Annotated in this window: 14 protein-coding genes; 12 read left to right on the top strand and 2 right to left on the bottom strand. The window is 61.2% G+C overall.

Annotated elements, in window-relative coordinates; translation table 11 throughout:
- Positions 1-106 precede the first annotated feature (106 nt).
- Complete coding sequence (locus PverR02_RS24755) at positions 107-706, bottom strand: LysE/ArgO family amino acid transporter (protein ID WP_057004515.1); 600 nt, start codon at positions 704-706, stop codon at positions 107-109.
- A gap of 100 nt (positions 707-806) precedes the next feature.
- Here PverR02_RS24755 and PverR02_RS24750 point away from each other — a divergent pair, with 100 nt between their 5' ends.
- The 10 genes from PverR02_RS24750 (at position 807) to PverR02_RS24705 (ending at position 11,858) form a co-directional block, all read left to right on the top strand.
- On the top strand, positions 807-1,700 hold the full coding sequence (locus tag PverR02_RS24750) for a LysR family transcriptional regulator ArgP (protein ID WP_017847178.1): 894 nt from the start codon (positions 807-809) through the stop codon (positions 1,698-1,700).
- A 52-nt stretch (positions 1,701-1,752) separates the two neighbouring features.
- Complete coding sequence (locus PverR02_RS24745) at positions 1,753-2,751, top strand: NAD-dependent epimerase/dehydratase family protein (protein WP_079444573.1); 999 nt, start codon at positions 1,753-1,755, stop codon at positions 2,749-2,751.
- Between the two features lie 127 nt (positions 2,752-2,878).
- Positions 2,879-3,724, top strand: coding sequence for an ATPase (locus PverR02_RS24740; RefSeq protein WP_079444572.1), 846 nt, complete (start codon positions 2,879-2,881; stop codon positions 3,722-3,724).
- A gap of 115 nt (positions 3,725-3,839) precedes the next feature.
- Complete coding sequence (locus PverR02_RS24735; protein ID WP_017847181.1) at positions 3,840-5,099, top strand: D-mannose isomerase; 1,260 nt, start codon at positions 3,840-3,842, stop codon at positions 5,097-5,099.
- A gap of 104 nt (positions 5,100-5,203) precedes the next feature.
- Positions 5,204-6,490: an ABC transporter substrate-binding protein gene (locus tag PverR02_RS24730; protein WP_017847182.1), complete on the top strand. Its 1,287-nt coding sequence runs from the start codon at positions 5,204-5,206 to the stop codon at positions 6,488-6,490.
- A 77-nt stretch (positions 6,491-6,567) separates the two neighbouring features.
- On the top strand, positions 6,568-7,476 hold the full coding sequence (locus PverR02_RS24725; RefSeq protein ID WP_003175732.1) for a carbohydrate ABC transporter permease: 909 nt from the start codon (positions 6,568-6,570) through the stop codon (positions 7,474-7,476).
- Positions 7,469-8,314: a carbohydrate ABC transporter permease gene (locus PverR02_RS24720; protein ID WP_046382285.1), complete on the top strand. Its 846-nt coding sequence runs from the start codon at positions 7,469-7,471 to the stop codon at positions 8,312-8,314. Before PverR02_RS24725 ends, PverR02_RS24720 begins: the two co-directional genes overlap by 8 nt.
- 2 nt (positions 8,315-8,316) lie before the next feature.
- Positions 8,317-9,477: an ABC transporter ATP-binding protein gene (locus tag PverR02_RS24715; protein WP_017847185.1), complete on the top strand. Its 1,161-nt coding sequence runs from the start codon at positions 8,317-8,319 to the stop codon at positions 9,475-9,477.
- A gap of 86 nt (positions 9,478-9,563) precedes the next feature.
- Positions 9,564-10,910 (top strand): carbohydrate porin, encoded by a 1,347-nt coding sequence (locus PverR02_RS24710; protein WP_017847186.1) that lies wholly within the window; start codon positions 9,564-9,566, stop codon positions 10,908-10,910.
- 102 nt (positions 10,911-11,012) lie between these two features.
- Complete coding sequence (locus PverR02_RS24705) at positions 11,013-11,858, top strand: D-hexose-6-phosphate mutarotase (RefSeq protein WP_079444571.1); 846 nt, start codon at positions 11,013-11,015, stop codon at positions 11,856-11,858.
- A 132-nt stretch (positions 11,859-11,990) separates the two neighbouring features.
- Here PverR02_RS24705 and PverR02_RS24700 read toward each other — a convergent pair whose 3' ends face one another.
- Complete coding sequence (locus tag PverR02_RS24700; protein ID WP_169850571.1) at positions 11,991-12,851, bottom strand: MurR/RpiR family transcriptional regulator; 861 nt, start codon at positions 12,849-12,851, stop codon at positions 11,991-11,993.
- Positions 12,852-13,070: 219 nt separating this feature from the next.
- Here PverR02_RS24700 and zwf point away from each other — a divergent pair, with 219 nt between their 5' ends.
- Both zwf and pgl read left to right on the top strand, forming a co-directional pair.
- The gene (gene zwf, locus PverR02_RS24695) at positions 13,071-14,537 is read left to right on the top strand and encodes a glucose-6-phosphate dehydrogenase (RefSeq protein WP_017847189.1); all 1,467 of its coding nucleotides are present in this window, start codon (positions 13,071-13,073) and stop codon (positions 14,535-14,537) included.
- Complete coding sequence (pgl, locus tag PverR02_RS24690; protein WP_046382287.1) at positions 14,524-15,237, top strand: 6-phosphogluconolactonase; 714 nt, start codon at positions 14,524-14,526, stop codon at positions 15,235-15,237. Before zwf ends, pgl begins: the two co-directional genes overlap by 14 nt.
- Positions 15,238-15,249 lie beyond the last annotated feature (12 nt).

Raw genomic sequence — 15,249 nt, 5'->3', positions numbered from 1 at the left:
GTTTGTACTCTTTGCGGCGCAGGGTCCGGATCATAGCACCCGGGGTGTGGCAAAACCACGCAACAACTGTGTGGGATAGAGGTTCCAGAGCGTTTTGGAATATTCATCATGCACTGATCAATTGATAGGCCACGCTGAACATCATCCCCGCCACCAGAAGGTCGAGCAGGCGCCACGTCGTCGGACGTGCCAGCCACGGGGCCAACCAGGCGGCGCCGAGCGCCAGCGTGGCGAACCACAGGAACGAAGCGCTGGCCGCGCCGGCCACATAGGCGCCGGGTTCGGTCTGCTGGGCGCCCAGCGAGCCAATCAGCAGCACGGTGTCCAAGTAAACGTGGGGGTTGAGCAACGTCACCGCCAACGCGCTAAGCAACACGGCGCGCAATGAGCGCACCTTGAGGGCGTCGCCTTGGTCGAGGCTCTGTTTCGAACAGGCCCGCCGCAGCGCGCAGGCGCCGTACCACAGCAGGAACGCGGCACCGCCCCAGCGGGCAATCCCCAGCAGGATCGGGCTTTGCGCCAGTATTGTCGCCAGGCCAAATACCCCGGCGGCCACCAGCAGCGCATCGCAGACCACGCACAGGGCCGCCACCGGCAGGTGGTGTTCACGACGCAGGCTTTGCGCGAGCACAAAGGCGTTCTGGCTGCCGATGGCCATGATCAGCCCCAACGCGACCAGCAGGCCGTTCATATAGCTTTGCCACATAGTTGAAGATCCTTGCTCAAGCCGAAACGATGCTGGCTATCTTCCCTGGCATAGCTGTATAAGAAAAACCAATATTGCTGATCGCTCATTAGAGAAACTGATGTTCGACTATAAATTGCTCTCCGCCCTGGCGGCGGTGGTGGAACAAGCCGGCTTCGAGCGCGGTGCCCAGGTGCTGGGGTTGTCGCAATCGGCGATCTCCCAGCGTATCAAGCTGCTGGAGGCACGGATCGGCCAGCCGGTGCTGGTGCGGGCCACGCCGCCGACGCCGACCGATATCGGCCGGCGCCTGCTCAACCATGTGCAACAGGTACGGCTGCTGGAGCGCGACTTGCAAAGCCAGGTGCCGGCGCTGGATGAAGAAGGCATGCCCGAACGCCTGCGCATCGCGTTGAATGCCGACAGCCTCGCCACCTGGTGGGCCGAGGCCGTCAGCGACTTTTGCGCCGAGCAGCATTTGCTGCTGGACCTGGTGGTGGAAGACCAGACCGTCGGCCTCAAGCGCATGCGCGCCGGTGAAGTGGCGGCCTGTATCTGCGCCAGTGAACGCCCGGTGGCCGGGGCGCGCAGCCTGTTGCTGGGCGCCATGCGCTATCGGGCGCTGGCGAGTCCGGCGTTTATCGCACGGCACTTCCCCAACGGTGTGCGCGCCGATCAACTGGCGCGCACGCCGGCCTTGGTATTCGGCCCGGACGATTTCCTGCAACACCGTTACCTAGCCGCGCTCGGGGTGGACGGCGGTTTCGAGCACCATTTGTGCCCGTCGTCCGAAGGGTTTATCCGCTTGGCGGAAGCCGGGCTCGGTTGGGGCCTGGTGCCTGAACTGCAGGTCGGCGACCAGCTGCAAAGGGGCGTATTGGTCGAGTTATTGCCAGATAAGCCCATCGATGTGCCGCTGTACTGGCATCATTGGCGCAGTGGCGGGCAACTGCTGGGTTTGTTGACCGACCATCTGGCTCAGGCCTGTGGTCAATGGTTGGTGCCGTTGGACTGATGGCGGGCGTCAAGGCAACAGCGATGAAAAACGAAAGAACACGGAGTAATACATGAAGATTCTGGTCACCGGCGCAAGCGGCTTCATCGGCGGGCGCTTTGCGCGTTTCGCCCTGGAGCAGGGCCTGGACGTGCGGGTCAACGGGCGGCGCGCCGAAGGTGTGGAACACCTGGTACGGCGCGGTGCCGAGTTTATCCAGGGTGATTTGAATGATGCCGACCTGGTGCGCGAACTGTGCCGCGATGTCGAAGCCGTGGTGCATTGCGCCGGCGCTGTCGGGCTGTGGGGGCGCTATCAGGATTTCCATCAGGGCAATGTGCTGGTGACCGAGAACGTTGTCGAAGCCTGCCTCAAGCAACGGGTCGGGCGCCTGGTTCACTTGTCGTCGCCATCGATCTATTTCGACGGCCGCGACCACCTGGGGCTGACCGAGGAGCAAGTGCCCAAGCGCTTCAAGCATCCTTATGCCGCCACCAAGTACCTGGCCGAGCAAAAGGTGTTCGGTGCCCAGGAATTCGGCCTCGAAGTCCTGGCCCTGCGCCCGCGTTTTGTCACCGGCGCCGGCGACATGAGCATCTTCCCGCGTCTGTTGAAAATGCAGCGCAAGAACCGCCTGGCCATCGTCGGCGACGGCCTGAACAAGGTCGACTTCACCAGTGTCCACAACCTCAACGAAGCGCTGCTCAGCAGTCTGCTCGCCACCGGCTCGGCGCTGGGCAAAGCCTACAACATCAGCAACGGCACCCCGGTGCCGGTGTGGGATGTGGTGAACTACGTGATGCGCCAGATGGACTTGCCCCAGGTGACGCGGTATCGGTCCTACGGTTTGTCCTACAGTATCGCCGCGTTGAACGAGGCATTCTGCGCGCTGTGGCCCGGGCGCCCGGAGCCGGCGTTGTCGCGCCTGGGCATGCAGGTGATGAACAAAGATTTCACCCTCGACATCAGCCGCGCAAGGCATTATCTCGACTATGACCCCAAGGTCAGCCTGTGGACCGCGCTCGACGAGTTCTGCAGCTGGTGGAAGGCCCAGGAACCGGGGCTGAAGTAAGCTCACAAGCAGCAACACATCGGGAACCGAATTCAGGGTTCCAGGTCGATCAGTGCGGTAGGACAGCGGTTTATACTGCCGCCGCTCGGCTTTTCAGATAGCTATCTCACCGATTCAGGGTTGATTCATGCGTAACGATGCCAACGACGATTTCGACAATGTTCCCAGCCTGCGGGCCGACTCCTTGGACGATGATGATTTCGTGCCGACCGCCGCCACCTCCGTGCGTTCGCGCAATACCCCTGTGGTCAAGGTCAAGAGTGCCAGTACCGGGCCGCTGTGGGCCTTGGTCGGCGCGCTGCTGATCGCCTTTGCCGGCCTGGCCTGGTGGAGCTTCCAGCAGATCTCCCTGATGGGCCAGCAACTGGTTGCCACCCAGGAAAGTTTTGCACGCATCAGCGAAGAAGCGGCGGGGCGCCTGCAGGATATTTCCGGCAAGTTCGTGGCCAGTGAGGCCAGCGTGAACAACGGCAGCGAAGCGCTGAAACTGCAGATCAAGCAACTGGAAACCCAGTTGCTGGAGCAGGGCAAGCAGCAAGTCGGCGTGGCCGGCCAGGCCACCGAACTGGACAAGCGCCTGGCCCAGATGACCGCCAGCACCACCGACCTGTCGAACGCCAACGCCAAGCTGCAAGGCCAGGTGCAGGCGTTGACCGACGCCGTGGCCAGCCTCAAGGCGGCACAAGGTGAGGCCGCCAAGCGCGATGCCGAGATCAGGGAACTGGTCGCCGACGTGGCGGCCCTGAAGAAACAGGGCAACCCCAGTGCAGCCATCGCCCGCCTTGAACAAGACCTGGTGGTGCTAAAGAGCGCGCAGGACAACCAGCCGGGCAATAGCGACGCGCCGACCAATAAAGAGTTCGATGTGTTCCGCATCCAGACCACCCGTAATATCACCACCTTGCAGAGCCAGGTGCAGAACCTGAATCAGCGCATCAATGCGCCGGCCGCGGTCACGCCGATCGGTCAGTAAAGGGCTTGGGGGAAATGTCACCATCTGGTGACATTTCCCTGGTCCTTCGTTACATGTGCTCACCTCGCCCTTGTTTAGACTCCGGTCATCCCACAAACAATAATAAGGGCTCCCCATGACCACCCAACCACTGCCTGCCAGCAGTTGGCTGAACGCACCTGCCCACCACGCCTGGCTCGCCAGCGAAGGCCAGCGCCTGCTGTCATTCGCCAAGGCTTCGCGCCTGCCCGACGGGTTCGGCAACCTGGACGATAAAGGCCAGTTGCCGGCCGATGCCGTTGCCGAGACCATGAACACCGCGCGCATGACCCATAGCTTCGCCATGGCTCACGCGATGGGGTTGCCCGGTTATGCCGGGCTGGTCGAGCATGGGGTGGCCGCCCTCAGCGGCGCGCTGCGCGATAACGCGCACGGTGGCTGGTTCGCCGCGCCCCACGCTGTGGATGGCAATACCGGCAAGGCTGCCTACCTGCACGCTTTTGTCGCCTTGGCCGCCAGTTCTGCGCTGGTCGCGGGCGCACCCGGCGCACAAGCCCTGTTGAACGACGCGATCCAGATCATCGAGCAGTTTTTCTGGAGCGAGGAGGAGGGCGTCATGCTCGAATCCTTTGCCCAGGACTGGAGCGGCGTCGAGGCCTATCGCGGCGCCAACAGCAACATGCACGCGACGGAAGCGTTCCTCGCCCTGGCCGACGTCACCGCCGACACACGCTGGCTGGACCGCGCGCTGCGCATCGTAGAGCGCGTGATCCACACCCACGCCGCCGGCAACCAGTTCATGGTGATCGAGCACTTCGACGCCCAGTGGACACCCTTGCGCGGTTACAACGAAGACAACCCCGCCGACGGCTTCCGCCCCTATGGCGTGACCCCCGGCCACGGCTTCGAGTGGGCGCGGCTGCTATTGCACCTGGAGGCTGCGCGCCTGCGGGCCGGGCTGGCCACGCCGGACTGGCTGGTGACCGACGCCAAAGGCCTGTTCGCCAGCGCCTGCGACAGCGCCTGGGCCGTGGATGGCGCCCCCGGCATCGTCTACACCCTGGACTGGAACCAGCGCCCGGTAGTGCGCGAGCGCCTGCACTGGACCCACGCCGAAGCCAGCGCCGCCGCGCAGGCCTTGCTCAAACGCACCTTCGAGCCGCATTACGAAACCTGGTACCGGCGCTTCTGGGAGTTTTGCGACAGCCATTTCATCGACCGTACCCACGGCAGTTGGCACCACGAACTCAGCCCGCACAACCAGCCCAGCAGCAAGATCTGGGGCGGCAAACCGGACCTGTACCATGCCTGGCAAGCGGTCTTGCTGCCGGCGCTGCCGTTGGCGCCGAGCATGGCTAGTGCGTTGGGCTCCGGGTGCTATGTCACCAAGTGGTGACATTTGTGCATCCCTTTGTTACCTGCGCTTAAAAATTCCCTGTTTAAACTCCGTGCAGCGCAAGCTCCAGACTTGCATGCATAACAACAAGAAAAGGTACTCAGATGAACGCGATTAATCGCCTCGCCGTCGCTATTTCCATTGCCTCGTTGTTTCCCCTCAGTGCATTTGCCGCCGACTCGAAAGGGACGGTTGAAGTTGTGCATTGGTGGACCTCGGGCGGTGAAAAAGCGGCAGTAGATGTCCTGAAGGCCCAAGTTGAAAAAGACGGCTTCACCTGGAAAGACGGTGCTGTCGCAGGTGGCGGCGGCGCCACGGCCATGACCGTGCTGAAAAGCCGCGCGGTCGCCGGCAACCCACCCGGCGTAGCCCAGATCAAAGGCCCGGACATCCAGGAATGGGCATCCACCGGTCTGCTCGACACCGACGTCCTTAAAGACGTGGCCAAAGAAGAAAAATGGGACTCCCTGCTCGACAAGAAAGTCTCCGACACCGTGAAGTACGACGGTGACTACGTTGCCGTTCCGGTGAATATCCACCGCGTGAACTGGCTGTGGATCAACCCGGAAGTCTTCAAGAAAGCCGGTATCACCAAGAACCCGACCACCCTCGAAGAATTCTACGCCGCTGGCGACAAGCTCAAGGCCGCTGGCTTCATCGCGCTCGCCCATGGTGGCCAGCCTTGGCAGGACAGCACCGTGTTCGAAGCGGTCGTTCTGTCGGTGATGGGCGCCGATGGCTACAAGAAAGCCCTGGTTGACCTGGACAACGGCGCGCTGACTGGCCCGCAAATGGTCAAGGCGCTGACCGAGCTGAAGAAAGTCGCGACCTACATGGACGTCGACGGCAAAGGCCAGGACTGGAACCTCGAAGCCGGCAAAGTCATCAACGGCAAGGCCGGCATGCAGATCATGGGTGACTGGGCCAAGTCCGAGTGGACCGCCGCGAAGAAGGTCGCCGGCAAAGACTACGAGTGCGTAGCCTTCCCGGGCACCGACAAAGCCTTTACCTACAACATCGACTCCCTGGCGGTGTTCAAGCAGAAAGACAAAGGCACTGCAGCCGGTCAGCAGGACATCGCCAGAGTCGTGCTGGGTGAAAACTTCCAGAAAGTGTTCAGCATCAACAAGGGTTCGATCCCTGTGCGCAACGACATGCTGAACAAAATGGAATCCTACGGTTTCGACTCCTGCGCCCAGACCGCAGCCAAAGACTTCCTGGCTGACGCCAAGAGCGGCGGCCTGCAGCCAAGCATGGCGCACAACATGGCCACCACGCTGGCCGTGCAAGGTGCGTTCTTTGACGTCGTGACCAACTACATCAACGACCCGAAAGCCGATCCGGCCGACACCGCCAAGAAACTCGGCGCTGCGATCAAGTCGGCCAAGTAACGGTTGACCGGATGGGGGAGCCCTGGCCCCCATCCGGTACGTTCCTGTAGTCCTTTTCCTCTGTATTGGATTTTCCCATGAGTTCTGTTGCTGTGTTCAGCAAAGCCTCGCCGTTCGATGCCCTGCAGCGCTGGCTACCCAAACTGGTGCTGGCGCCAAGCATGTTCATCGTGTTGGTGGGCTTCTACGGTTACATCCTGTGGACGTTTGTGCTGTCGTTCACCACGTCGACGTTCCTGCCGAGCTACAAATGGGCGGGCCTTGCGCAGTACGAGCGGTTGTTCGACAACGATCGCTGGTGGGTCGCGAGCAAGAACCTGGCGCTGTTCGGCGGGATGTTCATCGGTATCACCCTGGTGATCGGTGTGACGCTGGCGATTTTCCTCGACCAGAAAATCCGTCGTGAAGGCTTTATCCGCACCATTTACCTGTACCCGATGGCGCTCTCGATGATCGTCACCGGTACGGCCTGGAAATGGCTGCTCAACCCGGGCATGGGCCTGGACAAACTTCTGCGGGACTGGGGCTGGGAAGGCTTCCGTCTCGACTGGCTGATCGACCCGGACCGCGTGGTCTACTGCCTGGTGATCGCTGCCGTGTGGCAAGCCTCCGGTTTCATCATGGCGATGTTCCTGGCCGGCCTGCGTGGCGTCGATCAATCGATCATCCGTGCCGCGCAGATCGACGGCGCAAGCCTGCCGCGCATCTACTGGAGCGTGGTGCTGCCGAGCCTGCGTCCGGTGTTCTTCAGTGCGGTGATGATCCTGGCGCACATCGCGATCAAGAGCTTCGACCTGGTGGCGGCGATGACCGCAGGCGGACCGGGCTACTCGTCCGACCTGCCGGCGATGTTCATGTACTCGTTCACCTTCAGTCGCGGCCAGATGGGCATGGGTTCGGCCAGTGCAATCCTGATGCTCGGTGCGATCCTCGCGATCATCGTGCCGTACCTGTACTCCGAGCTGAGGACCAAGCGTAATGACTAGTCTTGCCGCAAAACCTGCCATCAGCCTGAGCCGCATCGCGATCTACGCGGTGCTGATCTTAGCGGTGCTGCTGTACCTGGTGCCGCTGGTGGTGATGTTGCTCACCAGCTTCAAGACCCCGGAAGACATCAGCACCGGCAACCTGTTGAGCTGGCCGACCGTGGTCACCGGCATCGGCTGGGTCAAGGCCTGGGCCACGGTGGATGGCTACTTCTGGAACTCGATCAAGATCACTGTGCCGGCCGTGCTGATTTCCACCGCCATCGGTGCGTTGAACGGCTATGTGCTGTCGTTCTGGCGCTTCCGTGGTTCGCAACTGTTCTTCGGCCTGTTGCTGTTCGGCTGCTTCCTGCCGTTCCAGACCGTGCTGCTGCCCGCGTCGTTCACCCTCGGCAAGATGGGCCTGGCCAGCACCACCACCGGCCTGGTGTTTATCCATGTGGTCTACGGCCTGGCGTTCACTACGCTGTTTTTCCGTAACTACTACGTAAGCATTCCGGATGCGTTGATCAAGGCGGCGCGCCTGGACGGTGCAGGTTTCTTCACCATCTTCCGTCTGATCATCCTGCCGATGTCGACCCCGATCATCATGGTCTGCCTGATCTGGCAGTTCACTCAGATCTGGAACGACTTCCTGTTCGGCGTGGTGTTCTCCAGCGGCGACTCGCAGCCCATCACGGTGGCGCTGAACAACCTGGTCAACACCAGCACCGGGGCCAAGGAATATAACGTGGATATGGCGGCGGCGATGATCGCCGGGCTGCCGACCCTGCTGGTCTATGTGATCGCAGGCAAGTATTTCGTGCGCGGCCTCACGGCCGGCGCGGTCAAGGGGTAATCATGGCTACGCTTGAACTTCGCAATGTAAACAAGACCTATGGCGCCGGCCTGCCCGACACCTTGAAGAACATCGAACTGTCGATCAAGGAAGGCGAGTTCCTGATCCTGGTCGGCCCGTCGGGGTGCGGCAAGTCCACGCTGATGAACTGCATCGCGGGCCTTGAGACCATCACCGGCGGCGCGATCATGATCGGCGACCAGGACGTCAGCGGCATGAGCCCCAAGGATCGCGACATCGCCATGGTGTTCCAGTCCTACGCGCTGTACCCGACCATGAGCGTGCGTGAAAACATCGAGTTCGGCCTGAAGATTCGCAAGATGCCCCAGGCCGATATCGACGCCGAAGTGGCGCGGGTGGCCAAGCTGCTGCAGATCGAACACCTGCTCAACCGCAAGCCGGGCCAACTCTCCGGCGGCCAGCAACAGCGCGTGGCCATGGGCCGGGCCCTGGCGCGTCGGCCGAAGATCTACCTGTTCGACGAACCGCTGTCCAACCTCGACGCCAAGCTGCGCGTCGAGATGCGTACCGAAATGAAGCTGATGCACCAGCGTCTGAAAACCACCACCGTCTACGTCACCCACGACCAGATCGAAGCGATGACCCTGGGCGACAAAGTGGCGGTGATGAAGGACGGCATCATCCAGCAGTTCGGCACGCCGAAAGAGATCTACAACGATCCGGCCAACCTGTTCGTGGCGAGCTTTATCGGTTCGCCGCCGATGAACTTCATTCCCCTGCGCCTGCAGCGCAAGGACGGCGGCCTGGTAGCGCTGCTCGACAGCGGCCAGGCGCGTTGCGAGCTGCCGCTGAGCATGAGCAACGCCGGCCTGGAAGACCGTGACGTGATCCTCGGCCTGCGCCCGGAGCAAATCGTGCTGGCGACGGGGGAGGGCAACGGTTCGTCGAGTATTCGTGCCGAAGTCCAGGTCACCGAGCCGACCGGCCCGGACACCCTGGTGTTCGTGCAGCTCAATGACACCAAGGTCTGCTGCCGCCTGGCGCCCGATGTGGCGCCGCAGGTGGGCGAGACCCTGACCCTGCAATTCGATCCGGCCAAAGTGTTGCTGTTCGACGCCAAGACCGGCGAGCGCCTGGGCACCGCTGCGTCGCTGCCGGCACAGGATCGTGCCGACAACGTGGCCCAGTTCAAGGGTCGCTGAATTAGGTAAGTTGTTGTTTTTATTAAAAAAATGTAACCCGCGTTAGATAAAAACAGTTTAATAACAATAAAGACGAGGATGTAGGGATGAAAAAGCAACACAACAACACCCGGCTGATCTGCCAATTGTCAGCAGTGGCAGCCCTGGTCCTGTCCGCCAATGCGATGGCGGACGACGCGTTCAGCGCCGATTCCAAATGGATGACCGGCGATTGGGGCGGCGAGCGGACCAAGCTGATCGAGCAAGGTATCGATATCAAGGCTGACTACGTCGGCGAAGTCGGTGGCAACCTGAGCGGCGGCTACAACAACGACAAAACGGCGCGTTACGCTGACCAGTTCGGTCTGGGCGTGGCATTGGATCTGCAAAAGTTGTGGGGCTGGGATAACACCCAGGCCAAGATCCAGCTGACCAACCGTAACGGCCAGAACATCTCCAACGACCGTATCGGTGATCCGCGTGCCGGCACCTTGAGTTCGTCTCAAGAAGTGTACGGCCGTGGCCACATGGTGCGTCTGACCCAGTTCTGGATTCAGCACCAGATGTTCGACAACAAGCTGGACGTGAAGCTCGGTTACTTCGGTGAAGGCGAAGACTTCAACACCTTCCCGTGCGACTTCCAGAACTTGTCGTTCTGCGGCTCCCAGGTCGGTAACTACGTCAGCACCTGGTACAACTGGCCGGTCGCCCAGGCCGCGATCCGCGTGAAGTACCACATCACGCCTGAGCTGTATGCGCAGATCGGTGCGTACAACCAGAACCCGTCGCAGTTGGAGCACGGCAACGGCTTCAAACTCAGCGGCAGTGGCACCAAGGGCACCGTGATCCCGGTGGAATTGGTCTGGTCGCCGAAGGTCAATAACCTGCCGGGCGAATACCGTGTGGGTTACTACAAGAGCGCCGCCGATGCCAGCGACGTCCGTGAAGACGTCAACGGCAACGATGCTGCCACCACCGGCGCGGCCTACCGTACCCACAGCAGCAAAAAAGGCTATTGGTTCGTTGCGCAACAGCAACTCACTACCCATAACGGCGACGCGTCCCGTGGTCTGAACATCGCGGCCAACGCCACGTTCCACGACAAGGACACCAACACCGTCGATAACTACCAGTCGATCATGTTGGTGTACAAAGGGCCTTTCGACGCGCGTCCAAAAGACGACGTGGGGATTGGCGCTGCTCGTCTGCACGTTAACGACGACGTGAAGAAAAACGCCGAACTGCTCAACGTCGCCAATGGTGTGAGCGACTACGACAACCCACTGTACGCGCCGCTGCGCAGCACCGAGTACAACTACGAAATCAACTACGGTTTCCACGTCACCAACTGGCTGACCGTGCGTCCCAACCTGCAATACGTCGTCCACCCGGGCGGCGTGGATAAAGTCGACAACGCGCTGGTGGCCGGTCTGAAAATTCAGTCGGTGTTCTAACGCTGTTGCGATAAGCTCCTTCTCTCTGTGCGCATTTGCGGGTAGCCATGGCTATCCGCTTTTTTTTGGATTGCACTGTGAAGATATTCAGGACCGTGGCACATGCATGAGCATCCGCTGCAACGCTTTTTCAAATCCCTGCGCGAGCGTCCGGTGTTCGCCTGGGAGCGCTTCCAGACGCGCGATGTGTTGGTGATCGACCATCCGTTGTGCCAGGCGGTATTCAGCCGCCAGGGCGCGCAATTGCTGCATTTTCAGCCCCGTGGGCAGAAACCCTGGTTGTGGTGTGCAGCCAAGTGGCCACAAGTCGGTGCCATTCGCGGCGGCGTGCCGGTGTGCTGGCCGTGGTATGGCCGGCATCCCAGCGAAAATGCGTGGCCGTCCCATGGCTGGGCGCGGCTGATCGATTGGAAACTGCTCGACAGCAACACCGACGACGACGGCGTGCGCCTGCACTGGCAGTTGCAGTTGTGCGACTGGCAGGTGGACTTGCACGCGCACCTGGGCGAAACCCTGGAGTTGCGCTTGTGTACCGAGCATCAGGATGAGCTGCCGTGCCAACTGAGCCATGCGTTGCACGCTTACTGGCGGATTGGCAATGTCGGTGAGATAGCGCTGTCTGGGCTCGACGGGGCGCTAGGTTATGACCAGCTCAATCGCCAGGTTTGCCAGCAGGAAGGCGAGTTGCGCGTGGAAGGCGGGTGTCAGCGCGTGTTCCAGCATGAGGGCGAGCTACACCTCAAGGACCACGCCTGGCAGCGCGAATTGTGCATCGACACCGGCGACAGCGCCGACACCGTGGTGTGGCACCCGGGCAGCCGGCCGTTGCTGGGGGTGAGCTTCAACGAGGCGTCGGGGTTTGTATGCGTCGAGTCGGCGATGGCCGGGGCCAGCCTGGCGCCGGGGGAGCGGGCGCATCTGAGTTTGCAGGCCAGGGCTGGGGTTTAGCGCTGTTGCTGATACCGTCTTCGCGAGCAAGCCCGTTCCCACATTTGAAGCGTATTCCAAGGTAGGACTCGTCAAAATGTGGGAGCGGGCTTGCTCGCGAAGAGGTCGGGACTGCTGGAGGCATTGTCTGCCTCAGTTGAACTCATCGCCAACCGGATACCGGCTGTCATTCAAGCTCTCTTTGATCTTGCGCAGGTGCGGCTGGAAGTCCACGCCACGGCGCAAGGTCATGCCGGTTGCCAGTACATCCAGCACCGTCAGTTGGATGATCCGCGAGGTCATCGGCATATAGATGTCGGTGTCTTCCGGCAGCGGAATGTTCAGGCTCACGGTGCTGACCTTGGCCAGCGGCGAGTTCTCGGCGGTCACACCCAGCACCGATGCGCCGTTTTCCCGGGCAATCCGCGCCACTTCCACCAGCTCGCGGGTACGCCCGGTGTAGGAGATGATCACGAACAGCTCGCCGGTGTGCGCCACCGAAGCAATCATGCGTTGCATCAGCACGTCGGCATGGGCGGTCACCGACAGGTTGAAGCGGAAAAACTTGTGCAACGCATCCATGGCCACCGGGGCGGACGCGCCGAGGCCGAAGAAGTGGATCTGGCGCGCCTGGATCAACAGGTCCACGGCCTTGCTGATCAGGTTCGGGTCGAGGGCCTGGCAGGCGCTGTCCAGAGAGGCAATGGCGCTGCCGAAGATCTTTTGGGTGTAGGCCTCGGGGTCATCATCGGCCTCCACCGCACGGCTGACATACGCCGCGCCACTGGCCAGGCTTTGCGCCAGTTGCAATTTGAGTTCAGGGTAACCGCTGACGCCGAACGAACGGCAGAAACGGTTGACCGTCGGTTCACTGACCGAGGCGGCTTGGGCGAGGGCTGCGATCGAGAAGCGGGTCGCCTGCTGTGGGTTGAGCAGGATGACCTCGGCGACTTTTTTCTCGGCCTTGTTCAATTCTTCGAGGCGGTTCCGGATCTGTTCCAGAAGATTTCGCACGCGGTCCATACAGTGTTTCCTTGGGGCGACGATGCAAATAAAGGGTGGTCACCAATCGACGAGTGGCCCTTTGCGGTGGCCTATCCTACTTAGGGTAGCTGAACACCACCACTCGGAATGCGTATTTCGGGAAAATGTTGTGGTTATTACTACATTTTTCCTTGAGTGATGCCTTGAAAAAAGGTATTTGTAGCTTAACTTGATAAAAGAACAAACATCATGCCTTCGATAACGGTAGAACCCTGCACCTTTGCCCTGTTTGGCGCGTTGGGTGATCTGGCGCTGCGCAAGTTATTTCCTGCCCTCTATCAACTCGATGGTGCCGGGCTCTTGCACGACGACACGCGCATCCTGGCCCTGGCCCGCGAAGCCGGTTCCGAGCAACAGCACCTGGCGCATATTGAAACAGAACTGCGCAAATACGTCGGCAAGGAACTGGACGAAGCCATCGCCCAGCGTTTCCTGGCGCGCCTGACGTATGTTCACGTCGATTTCATGAACGCCGATGACTACGTGGTCCTGGCTGAAAAAGCCGGCACCGGGCAGCGCCTGATCGCCTACTTCGCCACGCCTGCGGCGGTGTACGGGGCGATCTGCGAAAACCTGTCCAAGGTCGGCCTGGCGGACAATACCCGCGTGGTGCTGGAAAAACCCATCGGCTCGGACCTGGAATCTTCGCGCAAGGTCAACGACGCTGTCGCACAGTTTTTCCCGGAAAACCGCACGTACCGCATCGACCATTACCTGGGCAAAGAAACCGTTCAGAACCTGATCGCCCTGCGTTTCGCCAACAGCCTGTTCGAGACCCAGTGGAACCAGAACTACATTTCCCACGTGGAAATCACCGTGGCCGAGCAGGTCGGCATCGAAGGCCGCTGGGGTTACTTCGACAAGGCCGGGCAACTGCGGGACATGATCCAGAATCACCTGCTGCAGCTGCTGTGCCTGATCGCCATGGACCCGCCGGCCGACCTGTCCGCCGACAGCATCCGTGACGAGAAGGTCAAGGTGCTCAAGGCCCTGGCGCCGATCAGCCCGGACGGCCTGACCACCCAGGTGGTACGCGGCCAGTACATCGCCGGCTACAGCGCCGGCAAGCCGGTGCCGGGTTACCTGGAAGAAGAGAATTCCAACACCCAGAGCGATACCGAAACCTTCGTCGCCCTGCGCGCCGATATCCGCAACTGGCGTTGGGCCGGGGTGCCGTTCTACCTGCGCACCGGCAAGCGCATGCCGCAAAAGCTGTCGCAGATCGTCATCCACTTCAAGGAACCGTCCCACTACATCTTCGCCCCCGAGCAGCGCTTGCAGATCAGCAACAAACTGATCATCCGCCTGCAACCGGACGAAGGTATTTCCTTGCGCGTGATGACCAAGGAGCAGGGCCTGGACAAAGGCATGCAACTGCGCAGCGGTCCGCTGCAACTGAATTTTTCCGACACCTATCGCAGCGCGCGGATTCCCGATGCCTACGAGCGGTTGTTGCTGGAAGTAATGCGCGGCAATCAGAATCTGTTTGTTCGCAAAGATGAAATCGAAGCCGCGTGGAAGTGGTGTGACCAGTTGATCGCCGGGTGGAAAAAATCCGGTGATGCGCCCAAGCCGTATGCGGCGGGTTCCTGGGGGCCGATGAGCTCGATTGCACTGATCACGCGGGATGGGAGGTCGTGGTATGGCGATATCTGAATTGAAACTGCCTCAGGGCGTCACTGCCCATGAGTACCGTTCGCCGGCGTTGCTGGCCGATGGCCTGGCCAACGACGTGGCCGAACAACTGCGCGCGGCCATCAGTGCCCGTGGCGAAGCGACCCTGGTGGTGTCCGGCGGCCGTAGCCCCGTGGCGTTTTTCCAGAACCTGGCCAAGCAGGGTCTGGACTGGTCCAAGGTCACCGTCAGCCTGGCCGATGAGCGCTGGGTGCCGGTGGAGCACGTCGACAGCAATGCCGGCCTGTTGAAGAAGTACCTGTTGCAAGGCCCGGCAGCCAAGGCCAAGTTCCTCAGCCTGTACAGCGCCGCCGCCAATCTTGAAGATGCCGCCGAGCAGGCCGATCGCCTGCTGGCCGAACTGCCAGCCATTGATGTGCTGGTACTGGGCATGGGCGACGACGGCCACACCGCGTCGTTGTTCCCCAACAGTCCGAACCTGAGCGAAGCCCTGCAGGCCGACGGTACCCGCCGTTGCTGGCCGATGCTCGCGCCGACCGTGCCACGCCAGCGCCTGACCATGAGTCGCGCGCTGCTGGCTACGGCGAACTACACCGTACTGTCGATTTCCGGCAGTTCGAAATTGACCACGTTGAGCGCCGCGCTCGCCAGCAACGACGTTGCTGCCATGCCGATTCGCGCATTTTTGCAACCTACATTAGAGATTTACTGGTGCCCATGAGCCAAGGATCAG

Source organism: Pseudomonas veronii (assembly GCF_002028325.1).
GTDB lineage: Bacteria > Pseudomonadota > Gammaproteobacteria > Pseudomonadales > Pseudomonadaceae > Aquipseudomonas > Aquipseudomonas veronii.
Note: the sequence above shows the minus strand (reverse complement) of the source record. Positions and strands in the feature narration are given on the sequence as shown.

What these genes read in the sequence shown, in the direction of transcription:
- PverR02_RS24755 (WP_057004515.1), bottom strand. Translation starts at nt 706, where the DNA reads ATGTGGCAAAGCTATATGAACGGCCTGCTGGTCGCGTTGGGGCTGATC.
- PverR02_RS24750 (WP_017847178.1), top strand. Translation starts at nt 807, where the DNA reads ATGTTCGACTATAAATTGCTCTCCGCCCTGGCGGCGGTGGTGGAACAA.
- PverR02_RS24745 (WP_079444573.1), top strand. Translation starts at nt 1,753, where the DNA reads ATGAAGATTCTGGTCACCGGCGCAAGCGGCTTCATCGGCGGGCGCTTT.
- PverR02_RS24740 (WP_079444572.1), top strand. Translation starts at nt 2,879, where the DNA reads ATGCGTAACGATGCCAACGACGATTTCGACAATGTTCCCAGCCTGCGG.
- PverR02_RS24735 (WP_017847181.1), top strand. Translation starts at nt 3,840, where the DNA reads ATGACCACCCAACCACTGCCTGCCAGCAGTTGGCTGAACGCACCTGCC.
- PverR02_RS24730 (WP_017847182.1), top strand. Translation starts at nt 5,204, where the DNA reads ATGAACGCGATTAATCGCCTCGCCGTCGCTATTTCCATTGCCTCGTTG.
- PverR02_RS24725 (WP_003175732.1), top strand. Translation starts at nt 6,568, where the DNA reads ATGAGTTCTGTTGCTGTGTTCAGCAAAGCCTCGCCGTTCGATGCCCTG.
- PverR02_RS24720 (WP_046382285.1), top strand. Translation starts at nt 7,469, where the DNA reads ATGACTAGTCTTGCCGCAAAACCTGCCATCAGCCTGAGCCGCATCGCG.
- PverR02_RS24715 (WP_017847185.1), top strand. Translation starts at nt 8,317, where the DNA reads ATGGCTACGCTTGAACTTCGCAATGTAAACAAGACCTATGGCGCCGGC.
- PverR02_RS24710 (WP_017847186.1), top strand. Translation starts at nt 9,564, where the DNA reads ATGAAAAAGCAACACAACAACACCCGGCTGATCTGCCAATTGTCAGCA.
- PverR02_RS24705 (WP_079444571.1), top strand. Translation starts at nt 11,013, where the DNA reads ATGCATGAGCATCCGCTGCAACGCTTTTTCAAATCCCTGCGCGAGCGT.
- zwf (WP_017847189.1), top strand. Translation starts at nt 13,071, where the DNA reads ATGCCTTCGATAACGGTAGAACCCTGCACCTTTGCCCTGTTTGGCGCG.
- pgl (WP_046382287.1), top strand. Translation starts at nt 14,524, where the DNA reads ATGGCGATATCTGAATTGAAACTGCCTCAGGGCGTCACTGCCCATGAG.